The sequence below is a fragment of the Microbacterium indicum DSM 19969 genome (genome assembly GCF_000422385.1).
GTDB classification, from domain to species: Bacteria; Actinomycetota; Actinomycetes; order Actinomycetales; family Microbacteriaceae; genus Microbacterium; species Microbacterium indicum.
This window is the reverse complement of the sequence record NZ_AULR01000005.1, coordinates 20,621-36,279: the sequence shown is the minus strand read 5'-3', so window position 1 is coordinate 36,279 and position 15,659 is coordinate 20,621. Positions and strand designations below refer to the sequence as shown.

The 15,659-nt window shown below is 72.5% G+C and carries 17 protein-coding genes; 4 read left to right on the top strand and 13 right to left on the bottom strand.

Annotation, left to right across the window (positions count from 1 at the left end; translation table 11 throughout):
* Positions 1–63: 63 nt before the first annotated feature.
* Genes H576_RS0107330 through H576_RS0107320 form a run of 3 tightly spaced genes read left to right on the top strand, consistent with a single transcriptional unit; the run spans position 64 to position 3,271 of the window.
* The gene (locus tag H576_RS0107330) at positions 64–1,047 is read left to right on the top strand and encodes an iron-siderophore ABC transporter substrate-binding protein (protein ID WP_029150392.1); all 984 of its coding nucleotides are present in this window, start codon (positions 64–66) and stop codon (positions 1,045–1,047) included.
* Between the two features lie 45 nt (positions 1,048–1,092).
* Positions 1,093–1,944, top strand: a complete 852-nt coding sequence (locus H576_RS0107325; protein WP_036319896.1) for a siderophore-interacting protein — start codon at positions 1,093–1,095, stop codon at positions 1,942–1,944.
* 40 nt (positions 1,945–1,984) lie between these two features.
* Positions 1,985–3,271 carry an adenylosuccinate synthase gene (locus tag H576_RS0107320; protein ID WP_029150390.1) on the top strand — a complete coding sequence of 429 codons (1,287 nt, stop codon included), beginning with the start codon at positions 1,985–1,987 and terminating at the stop codon, positions 3,269–3,271.
* Here the strand turns inward: H576_RS0107320 and H576_RS14815 are convergent.
* Genes H576_RS14815 through H576_RS0107280 form a run of 8 tightly spaced genes read right to left on the bottom strand, consistent with a single transcriptional unit; the run spans position 3,243 to position 10,144 of the window.
* Positions 3,243–3,911, bottom strand: coding sequence for a Pr6Pr family membrane protein (locus tag H576_RS14815; RefSeq protein WP_036319893.1), 669 nt, complete (start codon positions 3,909–3,911; stop codon positions 3,243–3,245). The genes H576_RS0107320 and H576_RS14815 overlap by 29 nt on opposite strands.
* Before the next feature lie 54 nt (positions 3,912–3,965).
* On the bottom strand, positions 3,966–5,075 hold the full coding sequence (locus tag H576_RS0107310; RefSeq protein ID WP_156888176.1) for a hypothetical protein: 1,110 nt from the start codon (positions 5,073–5,075) through the stop codon (positions 3,966–3,968).
* The gene (locus tag H576_RS14810; RefSeq protein WP_051172380.1) at positions 5,072–5,758 is read right to left on the bottom strand and encodes a hypothetical protein; all 687 of its coding nucleotides are present in this window, start codon (positions 5,756–5,758) and stop codon (positions 5,072–5,074) included. Before H576_RS14810 ends, H576_RS0107310 begins: the two co-directional genes overlap by 4 nt.
* Entirely contained in the window at positions 5,755–6,807 is a 1,053-nt protein-coding gene (locus tag H576_RS14805) for a VWA domain-containing protein (RefSeq protein WP_084502552.1), read from the bottom strand. The genes H576_RS14810 and H576_RS14805 overlap by 4 nt, the downstream gene beginning before the upstream one ends.
* Entirely contained in the window at positions 6,804–7,787 is a 984-nt protein-coding gene (locus H576_RS0107295; protein WP_029150388.1) for a VWA domain-containing protein, read from the bottom strand. Before H576_RS0107295 ends, H576_RS14805 begins: the two co-directional genes overlap by 4 nt.
* Positions 7,778–8,260: a hypothetical protein gene (locus tag H576_RS0107290; protein WP_036319890.1), complete on the bottom strand. Its 483-nt coding sequence runs from the start codon at positions 8,258–8,260 to the stop codon at positions 7,778–7,780. The genes H576_RS0107295 and H576_RS0107290 overlap by 10 nt, the downstream gene beginning before the upstream one ends.
* Positions 8,247–9,137 (bottom strand): DUF58 domain-containing protein, encoded by an 891-nt coding sequence (locus H576_RS0107285; RefSeq protein ID WP_029150386.1) that lies wholly within the window; start codon positions 9,135–9,137, stop codon positions 8,247–8,249. Before H576_RS0107285 ends, H576_RS0107290 begins: the two co-directional genes overlap by 14 nt.
* 5 nt (positions 9,138–9,142) lie before the next feature.
* Complete coding sequence (locus H576_RS0107280) at positions 9,143–10,144, bottom strand: AAA family ATPase (RefSeq protein WP_029150385.1); 1,002 nt, start codon at positions 10,142–10,144, stop codon at positions 9,143–9,145.
* Positions 10,145–10,199: 55 nt separating this feature from the next.
* On the opposite strand from H576_RS0107280, the gene H576_RS0107275 reads away from it, so the two are divergent.
* Positions 10,200–10,505: a chorismate mutase gene (locus H576_RS0107275; protein ID WP_029150384.1), complete on the top strand. Its 306-nt coding sequence runs from the start codon at positions 10,200–10,202 to the stop codon at positions 10,503–10,505.
* A gap of 436 nt (positions 10,506–10,941) precedes the next feature.
* On the opposite strand, the gene H576_RS16135 is transcribed toward H576_RS0107275, so the two are convergent.
* From H576_RS16135 to purL, 5 genes are all read right to left on the bottom strand, one after another.
* Positions 10,942–11,478 (bottom strand): hypothetical protein, encoded by a 537-nt coding sequence (locus H576_RS16135; RefSeq protein ID WP_156888175.1) that lies wholly within the window; start codon positions 11,476–11,478, stop codon positions 10,942–10,944.
* Positions 11,479–11,579: 101 nt separating this feature from the next.
* A complete protein-coding gene (locus H576_RS0107265) occupies positions 11,580–12,038 on the bottom strand; it encodes an ASCH domain-containing protein (protein WP_029150383.1) in 459 nt (152 codons plus the stop codon).
* A gap of 118 nt (positions 12,039–12,156) precedes the next feature.
* Positions 12,157–12,852 carry a hypothetical protein gene (locus H576_RS14795; RefSeq protein ID WP_036319888.1) on the bottom strand — a complete coding sequence of 232 codons (696 nt, stop codon included), beginning with the start codon at positions 12,850–12,852 and terminating at the stop codon, positions 12,157–12,159.
* Positions 12,853–13,166: 314 nt separating this feature from the next.
* The gene (locus H576_RS16680; RefSeq protein WP_156888174.1) at positions 13,167–13,337 is read right to left on the bottom strand and encodes a hypothetical protein; all 171 of its coding nucleotides are present in this window, start codon (positions 13,335–13,337) and stop codon (positions 13,167–13,169) included.
* 2 nt (positions 13,338–13,339) lie between these two features.
* Complete coding sequence (gene purL / locus H576_RS14790; protein ID WP_036319886.1) at positions 13,340–15,646, bottom strand: phosphoribosylformylglycinamidine synthase subunit PurL; 2,307 nt, start codon at positions 15,644–15,646, stop codon at positions 13,340–13,342.
* Positions 15,647–15,659: the final 13 nt, after the last annotated feature.

The following is a 15,659-nucleotide window of genomic DNA, read 5'->3' as shown; positions in this document are numbered from 1 at the left end:
AGGAATGAGCTTAGGCTAAGCTAACGTGCCCGAACGCACTTCCGCCCGTCACGAAGGATCGTCATGCGCCGTCTGACCTCGCTCTTGGCCGTCTCGGCCGCCCTCTCGCTCGCGCTCGCCGGATGCGCGGCGTCCGACGGCGGCACGGCGGCGGAGACCCCCGACGCGTCGGGCGGGGAGGGGGCCGTCGTCGAGACGAAGTTCGGCGACATCGAGGTGCCGGACTCGCCCGAGCGGATCGTCGCGCTCGGCTGGGGCGACGCCGAGACGGTGCTCGCGCTCGGCGGCCAGCCCGTCGGGGCGAGCGACTGGCTCGGGTTCGGCGGCGACGGCGTGGGACCGTGGGCCGACGGGCTCTACGACGAGTCTCCCGTCATCATCGACACGCTCGAGCCCGACTACGAGCAGATCGCGGCGCTCGAGCCCGACCTCATCCTCGACGTGAAGAGCTCGGGCGACCAGGACCGCTACGACCGCCTGTCGTCGATCGCGACGACGGTGGGCGTTCCCGAGGGCGGGGACTCCTACCTCACGTCCCAGGACGACCAGCTCCGGATGATCGCCGAGGCGCTCGGCCAGACCGATCAGGCGGACAAGCTGTCGGCCGACATCGACGACGCCTTCGCGTCGGCGCGCGACGCCCACCCCGAGTGGGACGGGCTGACGTCGGTCGCCGCGACCCGCAGCTCGAGCGGCTGGGGCGCATACGTCGACGGCGCCGAGCGCGTGGAGTTCCTGAAGCGCCTCGGCTTCGTGCAGTCGCCGGAGATCGCGGCGCTCCCCGCGGGGTCGTCCGGATTCAGCGTCGACGTCTCGTCCGAGCAGCTCGACGTCTTCGACGCCGACCTGATCGTCGCCTTCCCCATCTGGATCGAGACGACCGAGATCACCGACGACCCACAGTGGCAGGCGATCCCCGCGGTCGCGGAGGGGCACTCGGTCGTGCTCGACGGCGACATCTCGTCGGCGTACTCGCTCGGCAGCCCGCTGTCGACGCAGTACGCCGTCGAGCAGGTCGTGCCGCTCCTCGAGGACGCGCTCAGCTGACGAGGCCGCGCCGCACGGACGGTCGGCGCGCACGACGGAGATCACATGGCAGAAGAACTCGCATCCGGCCGCGCCGTGAAGCCGGCGAACGCGCACGTCACGCGGCTGACGGTGGTCGCGGCCGAACGGATCAGCGCCGGCTTCCAACGCGTGACTCTCGCGACCGACGACGAGCGCTTCGCCGGCGAGTTCGACGCGATGGGTCACGACCAGTGGTTCCGGCTCTTCCTGCCGAGGGAGGGTGAGGAGCTCGTGCTCCCGGAGTCGGGGCTCACGGGCTGGTACGCGACGCTCCTCGCGATGCCGGACGACGACCGGCCCACGGTGCGGAACTACACGATCCGGGACGCGAGGCGCGACGGATCCCGGTGGCTCCTCGACGTCGACTTCGTCGTCCACACGGGTCGGTCCGGCGAGGTCGAGGGCGAGGCCGCCGCGTGGGCTCTCCGCGCCCGCGCGGGCGACCAGGTGGGCGTGCTCGACCAGGGGCGCATCTTCCACGCGCCCGACGACGCCGAGCGCCTCGTGATCGTCGCCGACGAGTCGGGCGTTCCTGGGGTGGAGGGGATCCTCCGCTCCCTCGGCGAGGGCGTCTCCGCCGACGTCGTCCTCGAGGTCCCGCACGGCGACGACCGGCGCTCGCTGCCCACGCCGGCCGACGCGCGGGTCAGGTGGCACGTGCGCGGGCCGGGCGAGCGCGCGGGCGACGGAGCCCTCGCGCTGCTCGCCGACGTGACGGTCGACGACGGCGCCTACGCCTACCTCGTCGGCGAGGCCGGCTTCATGCTCGAGGGCAGGCGGATGCTCCTCGACGGCGGCATGTCGAAGGGCGCGATGGACTTCTGCGCGTACTGGCGCGGAGCGAAGCGCCGATCGGTCGCGGAATCCGCCCGATAGGATGGGGTGTCAACCACCCGAATAATTCAGGGGGCATGCCATGCCAGGAATCGTGATCGTCGGCGTCCAGTGGGGCGATGAGGGCAAGGGCAAGGCGACCGACCTGCTCGGCGAGCGCACCGAGTGGGTGGTGAAGTTCAACGGCGGAAACAACGCCGGCCACACCGTCGTCATCGGAGACGAGAAGTACGCGCTGCACCTCCTGCCGTCGGGCATCCTCTCGCCCGGTGTGAACCCCGTGATCGGCAACGGCGTCGTCGTCGACCTCGGCGTGCTCTTCGAGGAGCTCGAGGCGCTCGACTCGCGCGGCATCGACACGTCGCGCCTGCGCATCTCGTCGAGCGCGCACGTCATCACGCACTATCACCGCACCCTCGACAAGGTGCAGGAGCGCTTCCTCGGCAAGCGCCAGATCGGCACGACGGGCCGCGGCATCGGCCCGGCGTACGCCGACAAGATCAACCGCATGGGGATCCGGATCCAGGATCTCTTCGACGAGTCGATCCTGCGGCAGAAGGTCGAGGGGGCTCTCGACCAGAAGAACCACCTCCTGACGAAGCTCTTCAACCGCCGCGCGATCGAGGTCGACGAGATCGTCGAGGACCTGCTGTCGTACGTCGAGCGCATCCGCCCGATGGTCGCCGACACGAGCCTCGTCCTCAACGAGGCGCTCGACCGCGGCGAGGTCGTCGTGTTCGAGGGCGGCCAGGCGACGATGCTCGACATCGACCACGGCACCTACCCGTTCGTCACCTCGTCCACCGCGACGGCCGCGGGCGCGGCGAGCGGATCGGGCGTCGGCCCCAACCGCCTCGACCGCATCGTCGGCATCGTGAAGGCCTACACGACGCGCGTCGGCGCGGGGCCGTTCCCGACCGAGCTCGAGGGCGAGGAGGCCGACTGGCTGCGCGAGCAGGGCCACGAGTACGGCGTGACGACGGGGCGCGCCCGCCGCGTCGGCTGGTACGACGCCCCGATCACGCGCTACGCGACGCGCATCAACGGCGTCACCGACCTCGTCATGACCAAGCTCGACACTCTGACGGGGCTCGAGCGGATCCCCGTCTGCGTCGCCTACGAGGTCAACGGCGAGCGCGTCGACGAGGTGCCGATCAACCAGAGCGACTTCCACCACGCGAAGCCGATCCTCGAGGAGCACCCCGGCTGGACCGAGGACATCACGGGCGTGCGCGACTTCGCCGACCTGCCGCAGACGGCCCAGGACTACGTCCTGGCGCTCGAGGAGATGAGCGGGACGCGCATCTCGGTCATCGGCGTCGGCCCTGGGCGCGAGCAGGTCATCGTGCGCCACGACCTCGTCGACTGACCGCGCGGCCCGCCGCCACGACGCCCCACGCGACGAGCGCGAAGAGCGCCGCGATGGCGGCGACGTAGGCGGCGACGCCCGTGTACCCGCCCTGCAGGTGCGGGTCGAGGAACGGGTACGGATACCACCACGGGTCGCCCGTGACCTGGTTCGCGACCCGGTCGGCCCGCACCAGCGTGTAGGTCGCCCAGGCGATCGGATACGCGACGACGATCCAGATGGATCCCCAGGGCAGCGGGCGCCTGCGGGGCGCCGCGAAGAGATCGACGAGCATGAACGCCGGACCGACCACGTGGACGACCTCGTTGACCCACCGGATCGAGACGGGGATGTCGCGCAGCAGCAGGTTGTAGACGACGCCCGTGATGATCATGGACGTCGCGGCGAGGGCCAGCAGGACCGCGATCCACGCCGGTTCGGTGCGCCCCCGCCGGAGGCCCCAGACGCCGGCGGCGGCGAGGGCGACGGCGGCGAGCAGGTTCGACTCGTTCGTGAAGAAGCTGAAGAAGTTCGCGACGATCGTCGGCAGATGCCAGCCCGACGCCAGGGCGTCGGCGCGCGTCTGGGCGAACTGGGTCGCGACGGCGGTGGCGAGGAGCGCCGCGACGGCGAGGCGCAGGATCGACCAGGTGCGGATCATGCCGCCACCGTATCGGGGCGCGGCGCGGCTCGAGGGCGCCGTGGGGCGCGGCGCCTACGCGATCGGCAGCTCGGTGAGGAGCCGCTCGAACTCGGCGCGGTCGTCCTGCGACAGCTGCTGCGGCGCGATGAGGGTCAGGTCGAGTCCCTCGAGGGGCGCGCCGTCGGGCGTCGTCGACTGCTGCGAGGCGCGGAAGTCGCCCGTCGGGTCGTTGTCGAGATCCATGATGGTCGCGTAGAGCAGCGGGGTCGCGGGGGCGGTCGCGGGATCGGCCGCGACGGTCTGCATCTGCGAGGTCGCGTACTCCCAGAGGGCCTGCGTCTCGGGATCCGCCGACCCGTAGAGGGCCGTGAGCGCATCGTCGCCGATCGTCGCCGCGGGAACGCTGAGGCCCTGCAGATCCCACCACGTGCCGTCGGCCCGCAGGACGTCGTCGATCGTCTGGAGGACCGCGCGCTTCTCGTCGCTGTCGTGGACCGCCTGCTCGGTGCGCCACACGGGCGCGGTGTAGCGCTGGAGGAGCGACTCCCCGCCGTATCCGTTGCGCTCGGGGCGCGACGTAGCGTCGGCGACCTGCACCCACGTGAAGCCGTATTCGGCGCTCAGGCGGTCGCGGATCCGATCGGAGATCGCGTCCATGCCGGCCTGTCTCTGCTCGAGCGACGGCGACGCGAGGACGGCCTGCGGGTCGATGCCCTTGATCCCGGGGTATTGGAGCTCGGCGCGCTGCTCGCTCGTCATGCCGCCCGAGTAGTCGCCCGTCTGCGCCGAGACGACGGCGCCCGCGGCCGTCGCGGTGCCGACGTTCGCGACGAGGCCGATCGTCAGCGCGACGGCCCCGAGGATCCGCGCCCGCGGCGACACGAGCGCCGCCGTCACGAGCGCCGCGAGGAGCAGCTGCACGACGACCGTCGTCGCGCCGAGGACGAGGTGCGACGCGCCCGCGAAGACCATCGCGGCGAGGACCACGGCGAACAGGACCGCCGCGATGAGCGCGACGACGCCGAGCGCGCTCGCGCCCTTGCGCTCGGCGGGAACCGAGCGGGCGAAGAGCGGGAACGCCGGGTCGTCGCTGTAGCGCCGCTCGCCGCGGTAGCCGCCGGGCGGCGGCACGGGTGGGGCGCCCGCGTGCGATGCGGGCGGGCTCTGGCGCCTCTGGATCACCATGGCTTCTCGACCCCCGATCCGTCGCCCGTCGAGGATCCGTCGTCCTGGCCCATGCCGTCGCGCTCGGCCTGGCCCTCGCGCAGCTGGTCCTCGAGATCGTCGAGCTGGCCCTGCGACGGGGCGTCGCCGTCGCTGCCCTCCGCCTGGGGATCGTCCTGCTGCTGCTCGGCCTGCGCGGCGGCCTCCTCCTGCTTCTGCTTGAGGCGCTGCTCGGCGTCCTGCCAGAGCTGCTCGTAGCGCGGATCCTCGGCGCAGCCCGCGGGCGCGCCCGCGAGGGCGACGAGCGCCTGGTCGTAGAGGTCGCGTGCCGCGGCGCCCGCCTGCTCGTCGCCCTGCCACTCGAGGACGAGCGAGAGATTCAGCCGCACGGGGCACTGGTCCATGCCGCTCGCGAGGGGCAGCGCCTGCTCGAACTCGGCCTGCGCGCCCGTGAGGTCGTCGCTCGCGGCGAGGCCGACGCCCGCGTTGTACGGCGCCTTCCACGGCTCGAACCAGTTGAGGAACGACTGCCGCTCGGCCGCCTGGACCGCGGCGGGCATGTCGTCGCGGGCATATGCGTCGGCCGCCTGATACGCGAACGCGTACATCGCGATGAGCTTCACGACGAGCGCGAGGGCGAGGAGGACCACGGGCGCCGAGGCGACCCCGATCCAGACGCGGGCTCGGTTGCGCGGGGTCACGGGCGATCATCTCCGAGGGATGCGGACGGATCCTGCGGCCCCGCGCCCGGCGCCGGTCCGATCGCGGTCGCGCGGCCCCGCCGTGCGCCCGCGATCACGCGGGTCGCCCGGATCGCCGCGGCCCCTCGCGCGAGCTCCGCCGCCAGGAGGGCCGCGACGAGGAGCGCGGCGACCCAGGTGAGCTCGGTGCGGGTGCCCGTCTCATCGTCGCCGAACGTCGTCGTCACCGACGGGGCCTCGGGGAAGTCGGCCGCGGCGTCGGCCGTGCGGTGCTGGTACCCGACGCCGAGCTGATCGGCGACGTCGCCGAGGGCCTGCTCGTCGATGACCGAGAGCGCGTCGGATCCCTGGTACTGGATGTACGGGGCGTCGGCCTCGTCGGTGACGCCGACCTCGCGCATGGGGCCGCCCTGCGTCGTGCCGTATCCGAACACGGCGCCGCCGTCGACGTAGGGAGCCGACGCCGCGAACGACTCGGGCTCGGATCCCGTGGTCTGCTCGCCGTCGCCGAGGTAGAAGACCATGCGCGACCGCCCCGAGTCGTCGGACGCCGCGGCCGCGAGCGTCTGCTCGAGCAGGTCGGCCGCGACGCCGATCGAGGATCCGCGGGAGTACGCCGTGGCGGGCGGCCGCATGACGTCGATCGACGCGAGAAGCGCGTCCTGGTCGGTCGTGAGCGGCAGGCGCTGCGTCGCGTCGTTGTCGAACGCGATGAGGGCGTACCGGGCGCCGGGGTATGCGGCGACGAGGTCGGCGACGTCGTCGCGCACGCCGTCGAGCCGGGTCTGACCATCGCCCCAGTCCTCGGCCGTGATGGAGGTCGTGGCGTCGACGACGACGTACACGTCGACGTCGGTCGCGACGGTGCGGGCCGCCCCGTCGGGGACGCCGGGCCGCAGGGCGACGAGGCCGACCGCGAGGACGAGCACGACGCGCAGGGCCCACGCGAGGCGTCGCGGCCCGCGGGCGAGCTCGAACACCGCGAGGCCGAGGACGGGCAGCACGATCACGGCGAGGAGGGCCAGGGGGATCACGGGCTGGACGGTCATGCGCGAGCCCTCCAGACCACGACGACGGTCCCGAGCGCCGCGACGAGCAGGACGACGGCCCAGATCGTCGGGTCGTCGGACCACACCGTCTCGGCCTCGCCCTGCAGGGCCCGGGCCTCCTGCTTCTGGACATCGGCCACGATGTCGGCGACCGTCGTCGCGCCGCGCAGCGCGTACGCCCGCCCGCCCGTCGAGGCGGCCGCCTCGTCGAGGTCGACGCTGAGCGGCGACTGGTCGTCGGCGATCGGGTTGAGGGCGAAGACGCGGATCCCCCGCTCGCCGGCGAGGGCCGCGGCCTGCTGGAGGGTGACGACCTGCTCGCCGACGACCTCGTTGTCGGTCGCGAGGATCACGGATCGCGAGCGCTCCTCGTCGTCGTGGTCGAAGCGGAGGGCGCACGACGCGAGCCCGTCGCCGATGAGCGAGGAGCCGGGGCCGTCGAGAGTGCCCGTCCAGTGCTCGGGGACCGACTGGTAGTCGTTCGACGCGATGCTGTCGCGCATGCTCGCGAGGTTGCGCCGGGCGAACTCGTAGTCGTCGGTCAGGGGGAACGACTGCACGGCCGACGAGTTGAACACCGTGAGGCCGATGCGCTCGCCCGCGAAGCGCTCGGTCAGGTCGGCGAAGGTGTCGAGGATCTCGACGTCGACGTCGCTCATCGACCCCGACACGTCGAGGCAGAGCATGACGTCGCGGCTGTGCTCTTCGGGCAGCACCGTCTGCGACGACATCGGGCGCGCGGCGACGACGCCCGCCACGACGACGGCCGCCCCGCCGAGGACGAGGACGCCGGCGAGGGCCGCAGCCCGGCGCCGCGCCGCCCGCCTCACCGACGGCAGCGCGCGCAGCCGCTCGGCGCGGGCGACCGACGCCCCGCTCGGCGAGCCGTGCGTGCGACGGCCCCAGACGAGGCCGGCCGCGACGGCGAGCGCCGCCGCGACGACGACCGCGACGAGGATCCACCACTGGCTCAGTGCCATGCCGTCACCACCCGTCGCGCCGCCGCGGCGCCAGCGACGGGGTCGACGACGACCCCGCGCCGGAAGAGGCTCGGGTAGTAGTGGCGGCGCAGCGCGTCGACGAGCGAGGGGTGCACCCCGCGGGCGACGAGCTCGTCGAGCGACATGACGGGCGTCTCGAGGCCCGTGTACTCGTTGACGAACGCGCGGGTCAGGCGGCTGAGCTCGGCGTTCGCCGCGCGGGCGCGCATGCTCCCGTCGGCATACGCCGCCTCGACGTCGTCGATCAGCCCGAGGTAGCGGGCGCGGAGGTCGTCGAGCGACAGGGGCGGCTCGACCTCCTCGGGCCGCTCGCGCGCGGGCCGTGTGAGCGCCCACACGATCCATGCCCCGGCGGCTATGGCCACGAGGATCGCCAGCGCCACGACGAGCCACCAGCCCGAGTACTGCTGTGGCGGCACCAGCTCGCCCGGCGCCGCGCTAGCCGCGAACACGGGCAGACCTCTCGTCCAGCATCGCGAGGATCCGCGGCACCGCCGTCTCGGCGTCGTCGATCTCGACGCGGCTCACACCGAGCCGGCCGAGCACGTCGCGCCGGTGCGCGTCCTCGGCGGCACGGGCCTCGGTGACCTCGCGGATCACCTCGGCGTCGCCTTGGAGGAACGCCGGCACCTGCCACCCGCTCTCGGCGTCGCGCCGCGAACGGGAGCCGGGGGATCGGCGCGCGAGAACCGGATCGGCGTCGCGGATCGTGACCCAGAGCACGTCGTGCTGCGCCTGCAGGCGCCGGATCTGCCGCTCGTGCTCGGCCGTCAGCGGATCCTCTCCCGTCACGACCACGAGGATCGCGCGCCGCCGGACGGTGCGGGCGATGTGATCGAGCACGCGCTCGCGCGAGGAGGGCGCGTCGGCGGGGGCGTCGCGCAGCGCCCGCAGAGCGTGCTCGAGACCGCCCTCCGACCGGCGCGGCGGTGTGCGGGTGACGCGCGACGCGTCGCCCGAGACCACCGACACGTCGTCGCCGTGGCGCACGGCGAGGAGCCCCAGCGCGCCCACCGCGAGGATCGCGAGCCGCATCTTGGGCAGCTCGTCGGGCGCGAGCGCCGCCATGCCCCGCCCCGCGTCGACCGCGAACAGCACGGTGTGCATGCGCGTCGCCCGCGACCGCTTGACGAGCAGCTCGGCGTGCCGGGCCGTCGCCCGCCAGTCGATATCGCGCACGTCGTCGCCCGTCTCGTACGCGCGCAGGTCCTCGAAGTCGAGGCTGCGCCCGCGCTGCAGCGACGCGTACGCCCCGTCGAGGACGTGCGACGAGGCGACGCGCGAGTGGATGAAGAGGCGGCTCTTCACCCGCGTGAGGAGGGCTGTCATGCGGATCAGGGGGTCGGCACCGCGGCGAAGATCGCGTCGACGAGGTCTTCGGGCCGCACGCCGTCGGCCTCGGCCTCGAAGGTCGTGAGGACGCGGTGGCGGAGCACGAGGTGGCGCAGGGCGTGGATGTCCTCGGGGAGCACGTGGCTGCGGCCCTGCAGCAGAGCGAGGGCGCGAGACGCCTGGAGGAAGGCGATCGACGCGCGAGGGCTCGCGCCGTAGCGGATGTACCGGGCGCGCTCCTCGCCGATGTACGGCTCGGGGTTCCGCGTGACGTAGGCGAGCCCCACGATGTAGTTGCGGATCGCCTCGCTGACGTGCACGCGGCGCGCGATGCCCTGCAGAGTCTCGATGTCGGCGAGCGACGCCGCCTGCGCGACGTGGCTCTCGGGATCCAGCGCCCCCGAGTCGAGGCGGGCGAGGACCTCGAACTCGTCCTGCGGCGTGGGGTAGGTGACGATCTCCTTGAGGAGGAAGCGGTCGAGCTGCGCCTCGGGCAGCTCGTAGGTGCCCTCCTGCTCGATGGGGTTCTGCGTCGCGATCACGAGGAACGGGCGGGGGAGCGGGTGCGCCTCGCCGCCGATCGTCGTCTGGCGCTCCTGCATCGCCTCGAGCATCGCCGACTGGGTCTTGGCGCTCGAACGGTTGATCTCGTCGAGCAGCACGATGTTGGCGTGCACGGGGCCGAGGACGGTGCGGAACGCGGTCGCCGCGGGATCCCACACCTGGGTTCCCGTGATGTCGCTCGGCATGAGATCGGGCGTGCACTGGATCCGCCGGAACGACGCCTGGACCGTGTCGGCCAGCGTCGACGCCGCCGTGGTCTTCGCGAGGCCCGGCACGCTCTCGAGCAGGATGTGGCCGCCCGCGATGAGCGCGACGAGGAGGCTCGTGCGGAGCTCGGCCTGGCCGACCATCTTCGCCGAGTACGAGGCCTCGACGCGGCCGAGGATGTCGCGGGCCGCGCCCATCTCGGCGTCGGTCGGGGCGGTCTGCGGATCGGTCATGCGTCCACGCTATCCGCCGACCTCCGACATGCGAACCGCCGGGTACCCTCGTGGCATGAGCGATGCGCACGACGACCCGATGGCCACCCTGCTGCGACTGCGCGGCAGCATCGACAACATCGACGCCGCCCTCGTGTATCTGCTCGCCGAGCGGTTCCGCGCCACGACGCAGGTCGGCTACCTGAAGGCCGCGCACGAGATGCCGGCGAGCGACCCGGCCCGCGAGGAGCGGCAGATCGCGCGCCTCCACGAGCTCGCGCGCGACGCCGATCTCGACCCCGAGTTCGCCGAGAAGTGGTTCAACTTCGTCGTCGCCGAGGTCATCCGCCATCACGTGGCGGCGGGCGCGGCCGAGGCCTGACCCGCCCCGCTCCGGCGCCCTGCGGGGTCCGCTTCCCGGCCGCCGGTCGGCGTGTCGGGCCCCCGCCGCGGCTTTCCGCCGTACCTTGTGTGCGCGGCGCCTCGAACTCCCGCCGGTTGACCCCCGCCCCCGTCGGCGCGGCCGGGGCGTTGCCGGCCGCGCAGTCCCGCACTACCCTGCTGCCCCGCAGGACTACGGCAGATCTGGCCGGTCCCGCCTCCCGGTCGGCGTGTCGGCTCCCCGCCGCGGTTTTCCGCCGTACTTGTGCGCGCGGCGGCCCGGTGCCGCGGTCGGACGAATCCGGTGGGTGAGGCCGCGGCCGCCGCGGCCGTCGTCGTTGCCGCGATCCGACCCCGCCCGCAGGACTACGGCAGAACAGGAAGCAGAACGGCGACGCGCCGGGTCTCGCCCCGGACGCGCCGCCGTTCTGCCGTACTCATGCTCCGCAGGTGTCGCAGATCCCCGTCGCCGGCATGACCATGAAGCACGTCGGGCAGATCTTCTCCTGCCGCTCGGGCTTCGCCGGGGCCGCGGCGGCGCGGGGCGAGCTCGTGCGCGGCGCACTCGCGCGCGGCTTCGCCGCCCGCTTGGGCTTGGCGGGCTCCGCCGCCACGGGGATCACGGGGTGCGAGACGCCCCACGCGCCGTGGAAGCGGCGGCTCGGCCAGCGGTCGGCATCGCCCGCGCGGCGGACGGCGTCGCTCTCCGAGCGGAAACCGGTCGTGTAGCCGGCGTGCACCTCGAGAGCGGGGCCGCTGCCCTGCTCGGCTTTGAAGTAGTCGCCGAAGCCGACGAGGCGGACGACGCCGGAGCTGTCGAGGATCCGGCGGATCAGATCCCGATTCTCGACGGGGGTCTGGTACCGGTCGAAGGCGTCCGAGAGCGAGGCGATCGGGGTGGCGCGCTCGCGGGCGTTCTTGGTGCGGGAATCACGGGCCGCCAGCATGTCTGCGGCTTCGGGGGTATGGTCCACGGACCCAGGCTACGGGCCGCCGCCTGCACGACTACGGCGAGATTCGGCCCCCGGTCCCTGAGGAACCCGGATACGGCGCCCGGGCGCCGGAACCGCCGTGCTCATGCCGCGTACCGCAACCGGAACCGCTCGAGCACGAGGGGCGCGTCGTCGGCGAACGGCCGGCCGACGTCGACGTGATCCTCGAAGAAGTCGCGGTGCACGCGGCGCCAGTACGCGAGCGAGCGGTCGCCCTCGCCCTCGGCGAACGCATGCTCGGCCGACACCTCGTCGAACGGCACGATCTCGACGGCGAGGGTCTGGATGACGGCGCGCGGAGCGCCCGCCCCGTCGAGTATGACGTCGAAACCCCCTGCGACCGGCAGATCCTCGCCCTCGGCCTGGTACTCCCAGAGGTAACCTGCGGTCCCGGTCTTCACACCGTCGAGGACGAGTTGCAGGAGCTCGTCGGCATGCTCCGGCGTCGCGCCGAAGCCCCACACGCGGTCGGCGGCGGGCAGGTCCACGGGGAGGGACGGATCCGCGTCGCGCGCGGCGGCCCAGAAGTCGGCGATGCTCACCCGACCATTCTGTCAGCGGGCACGACTACGGCAGATCTCGCCGCATCGGCCGGGACACGCCGGATCCCCGGCTCGGGCCGCACGATCTGCCGTAGTTCTGCGCGCGAGGGAGCGGGCGTCAGGCCTCGAGGGATCCGGCGACGCGGCGCCGCAACTCCGCCTCGGAGACGTCGGAGAGCACGATCAGGCCGTCGAGCTCCTCGCGCACGCGGCGGTAGGCGGTCTGCCGCTCGGCGGCCGTCGCGGACTGGTCGACGGCGACGTTCAGCAGCTGCTGCGCGCGGCCGAGGCGCTGCCGTTCGGCCTCGGTGAACCCCGTATCGCGCACGCGCCGCGCCTCCTGCTCGGCGACATCGAAAGCGACCTCGCAGTCGTGCACGGCGTCGCGGTACTCGGCATACTCCTCGGACGAGATCCGCGCCTCGGCGGAGGCCGGGCGCAGCGCGTCGGCGGCCTTCTTCGCTCGCAGGAATGCGGCCGTGCGGGGATCCCGGCCGTCGCTCATCGTCGGGAACGCGATGACGCGCGCCACGTCGAGCTCGTATTCGAGCCAGCGACGGGTCAGATCGTCGTGCGTCGCCATGATCCTGCTGACGCGAGAACGGAAGTCGCCCTCCTCGATCGCGGGGGCCTCGCCGGGGCCCGTGACGCCCTTCGCCCTCGCCTTGGCCTCGATCACCTCGAGCCGCCGCTTGTGGTCGAGCTCCTGCTGCTTGCGGAACCAGCCGCTCGCGTTGCCGGCGACGGCCGCGATGGCGCCGCCGAGCGGGAAGACGAGCCACCAGTAGCTCGCGGCGAACGACCAGAAGTTCATGTGCATCAGGATACGGCGCGAGCGACGCGCAGGACTACGGCAGATTTAACGCGTGATCGTGGGAAAACCCCGGATCCGCCCCTCCCCGGACGGTTCTGCCGTAGTCCTGCGCGTGGGACGTGGGCGACGGGCTCCCGAGGACGATCGCGGCGGTACGCCAAGGCCGGGGGCGCCGGCACCCGACCCCGCCGCGCACGACTACGGCAGATGTCGCGCCGGGGGCCTCGACACGCCGGGCAGCGATGCCGACGGTGCGAAATCGCCGTAGTCCTGCACACGCGGGTGGTGCGCGGGGGTACCGCCGCCGCGCGGCCTCACCCGAACAGCGTCAGCAGGACGGTCGACCCGCCGCCCGTGAGGATCAGGGCGACGATGACGGTCCAGGCGACGCCGCGGATCCGCCGGTTGCGGCGGACGAGGCGCGACTGCTCCATGTCGTCGTCGCCCTCGAGCTCGGGCGGCACATCCATCTGCTCGTGCTGCATGATCAGACGGGCTCGGAGACCGTCTCGCCGAAGTACCCCGGCAGCGTCGACGCGCTCATCTCGCGCAGCTCGGCGGCCGAGAACGTGAACACGTCCTGCACCTCGAGATCGGCGACGGTGTCGGTCACGCCGATGCGCATGACGGGGTAGTCGCGCCCGGCGCACAGCCCGTGGAACTTCACGTCCTCCTCGCGCGGCACCGTCACGATGACGCGCCCCGTCGACTCGGCGAACAGCGCGTTGGCGGCGTCGACGCCGTCGCGCTCCATGATCTCGCTGATCCACACGCGGGCGCCGACGCCGAAGCGCGTGACGCCCTCGGCCAGCGCGAGCGCGAGGCCGCCCTCGCTGAGGTCGTGCGCGCTCGAGATGAGCCACTCGTCGTTCGCCGCCTGCAGCAGCCCCGCGAGGCGCTTGTGGGCCTCGAGGTCGACGACCGGCGGCTTGCCGCCGAGGTGGCCGTGGATGACGTCGGCCCAGGCGGATCCGCTCAGCTCGTTGGCCGTGACGCCCAGCAGGTAGATGTTCTCGCCGGCGTCCTGCCAGCCGCTGGGGATCCGGCGCGACACGTCGTCGACGATGCCCATGACGCCCACGACGGGGGTCGGGTGGATCGGCGTCGTGCCGGTCTGGTTGTAGAACGACACGTTGCCGCCCGTGACGGGCACGCCGAGCGTCTGGCAGGCGTCGGAGAGCCCGTCGACGGTCTGCGAGAACTGCCACATGACCTCGGGGTTCTCGGGGGATCCGAAGTTCAGGCAGTCGGTGACGGCCGTCGGGACGGCGCCCGTGACGGCGACGTTGCGGTACGCCTCGGCGAGCGCGATCTGCGCGCCCTGGTACGGGTCGAGCTGGCAGAAGCGGCCGTTCGCGTCGGTCGCGATCGCGAAGCCGAGGCCCGACTCCTCGTCGACGCGGATCATGCCCGCGTCGTCGGGAAAGGAGAGGGCCGTGTTGCCGAGCACGTAGTAGTCGTACTGGTTCGTGATCCAGCTCGTGTCGGCGAGGTTCGGGCTCTTGACGAGCTGCGCGAACTGCTCGCGGAGCACCTCGGGCTCGTTGGAGCGGGGGAGCGCGCCGGCCGAGTCGTCCTGCAGCGCGTCGATCCACGTGGGGTACGCGACGGGGCGGTCGTAGACGGGGCCGTCGACGGCGACGGTCGCGGGATCCACGTCGACGATCTTCTGGCCGCGGTGGTTGATGACGAGGCGTCCGTCGCCCGTCACCTCGCCGAGCACGCTGGTCTCGACCTCCCACTTGTCGACGACGGCCATGAACGCGTCGAGCTTCTCGGGCGCGACGATCGCCATCATGCGCTCCTGCGACTCGCTCATGAGGATCTCCTCGGCGGTCAGCGAGGGATCGCGCAGCAGCACCTGGTCGAGGTCGACGACCATGCCGGATCCGCCGTTCGCCGCGAGCTCGCTCGTCGCGCAGGAGATGCCGGCGGCGCCGAGATCCTGGATCGCCTCGACGAGCTCGCCCTGGAACAGCTCGAGGCAGCACTCGATGAGCACCTTCTCGGCGAAGGGGTCGCCGACCTGGACGGCGGGGCGCTTCGTGGGGCCGCCGTCGCTGAACGAGTCGGACGCGAGGATCGACGCGCCGCCGATGCCGTCGCCGCCCGTGCGGGCGCCGAAGAGCACGACCTTGTTGCCGGGGCCCGTCGCGTTGGCGAGGCGGATGTCCTCGTGGCGCATGACGCCGACGGCGAGCGCGTTGACGAGCGGGTTGCCCTGGTAGACCTTGTCGAACACGGTCTCGCCGCCGATGTTGGGCAGGCCGAGGCTGTTGCCGTACGACGAGATGCCGGCCGTGACTCCGTGGACGACCCGCGCGGTGTCGGGGTCGTCGATGGCTCCGAAGCGCAGCTGGTCCATGACGGCGACGGGCCGCGCGCCCATCGAGATGATGTCGCGGACGATGCCGCCGACGCCCGTCGCTGCGCCCTGGAAGGGCTCGATGTACGACGGGTGGTTGTGGCTCTCGACCTTGAAGGTCACGGCCCAGCCCTCTCCCACGTCGACCACGCCGGCGTTCTGCCCCATGCCGACCATGAGGCGCTCGCGCATCTCGTCGGTGACCTTCTCGCCGAACTTGCGGAGGTACAGCTTCGACGACTTGTAGGAGCAGTGCTCCGACCACATCACGGAGTACATCGCGAGCTCGCCCGACGTGGGGCGGCGGCCGAGGATCTCGCGCACCTGCTGGTATTCGTCGTCCTTCAGACCGAGAGCGGCGTAGGGCTGCTCCTTGTCGGGAGTGGCGGCGGCGTTCTCGACGGTGTCGACGACGTGTTCGGTGGTCACGCGGGTTGCTCCG

Excerpts from the sequence above, each read along its gene's own strand:
- H576_RS0107330 (WP_029150392.1), top strand. The coding sequence starts at position 64 with ATGCGCCGTCTGACCTCGCTCTTGGCCGTCTCGGCCGCCCTCTCGCTC.
- H576_RS0107325 (WP_036319896.1), top strand. The coding sequence starts at position 1,093 with ATGGCAGAAGAACTCGCATCCGGCCGCGCCGTGAAGCCGGCGAACGCG.
- H576_RS0107320 (WP_029150390.1), top strand. The coding sequence starts at position 1,985 with ATGCCAGGAATCGTGATCGTCGGCGTCCAGTGGGGCGATGAGGGCAAG.
- H576_RS14815 (WP_036319893.1), bottom strand. The coding sequence starts at position 3,911 with ATGATCCGCACCTGGTCGATCCTGCGCCTCGCCGTCGCGGCGCTCCTC.
- H576_RS14805 (WP_084502552.1), bottom strand. The coding sequence starts at position 6,807 with ATGACCGTCCAGCCCGTGATCCCCCTGGCCCTCCTCGCCGTGATCGTG.
- H576_RS0107295 (WP_029150388.1), bottom strand. The coding sequence starts at position 7,787 with ATGGCACTGAGCCAGTGGTGGATCCTCGTCGCGGTCGTCGTCGCGGCG.
- H576_RS0107285 (WP_029150386.1), bottom strand. The coding sequence starts at position 9,137 with ATGACAGCCCTCCTCACGCGGGTGAAGAGCCGCCTCTTCATCCACTCG.
- H576_RS0107280 (WP_029150385.1), bottom strand. The coding sequence starts at position 10,144 with ATGACCGATCCGCAGACCGCCCCGACCGACGCCGAGATGGGCGCGGCC.
- H576_RS0107275 (WP_029150384.1), top strand. The coding sequence starts at position 10,200 with ATGAGCGATGCGCACGACGACCCGATGGCCACCCTGCTGCGACTGCGC.
- H576_RS14795 (WP_036319888.1), bottom strand. The coding sequence starts at position 12,852 with ATGAACTTCTGGTCGTTCGCCGCGAGCTACTGGTGGCTCGTCTTCCCG.
- H576_RS16680 (WP_156888174.1), bottom strand. The coding sequence starts at position 13,337 with ATGCAGCACGAGCAGATGGATGTGCCGCCCGAGCTCGAGGGCGACGAC.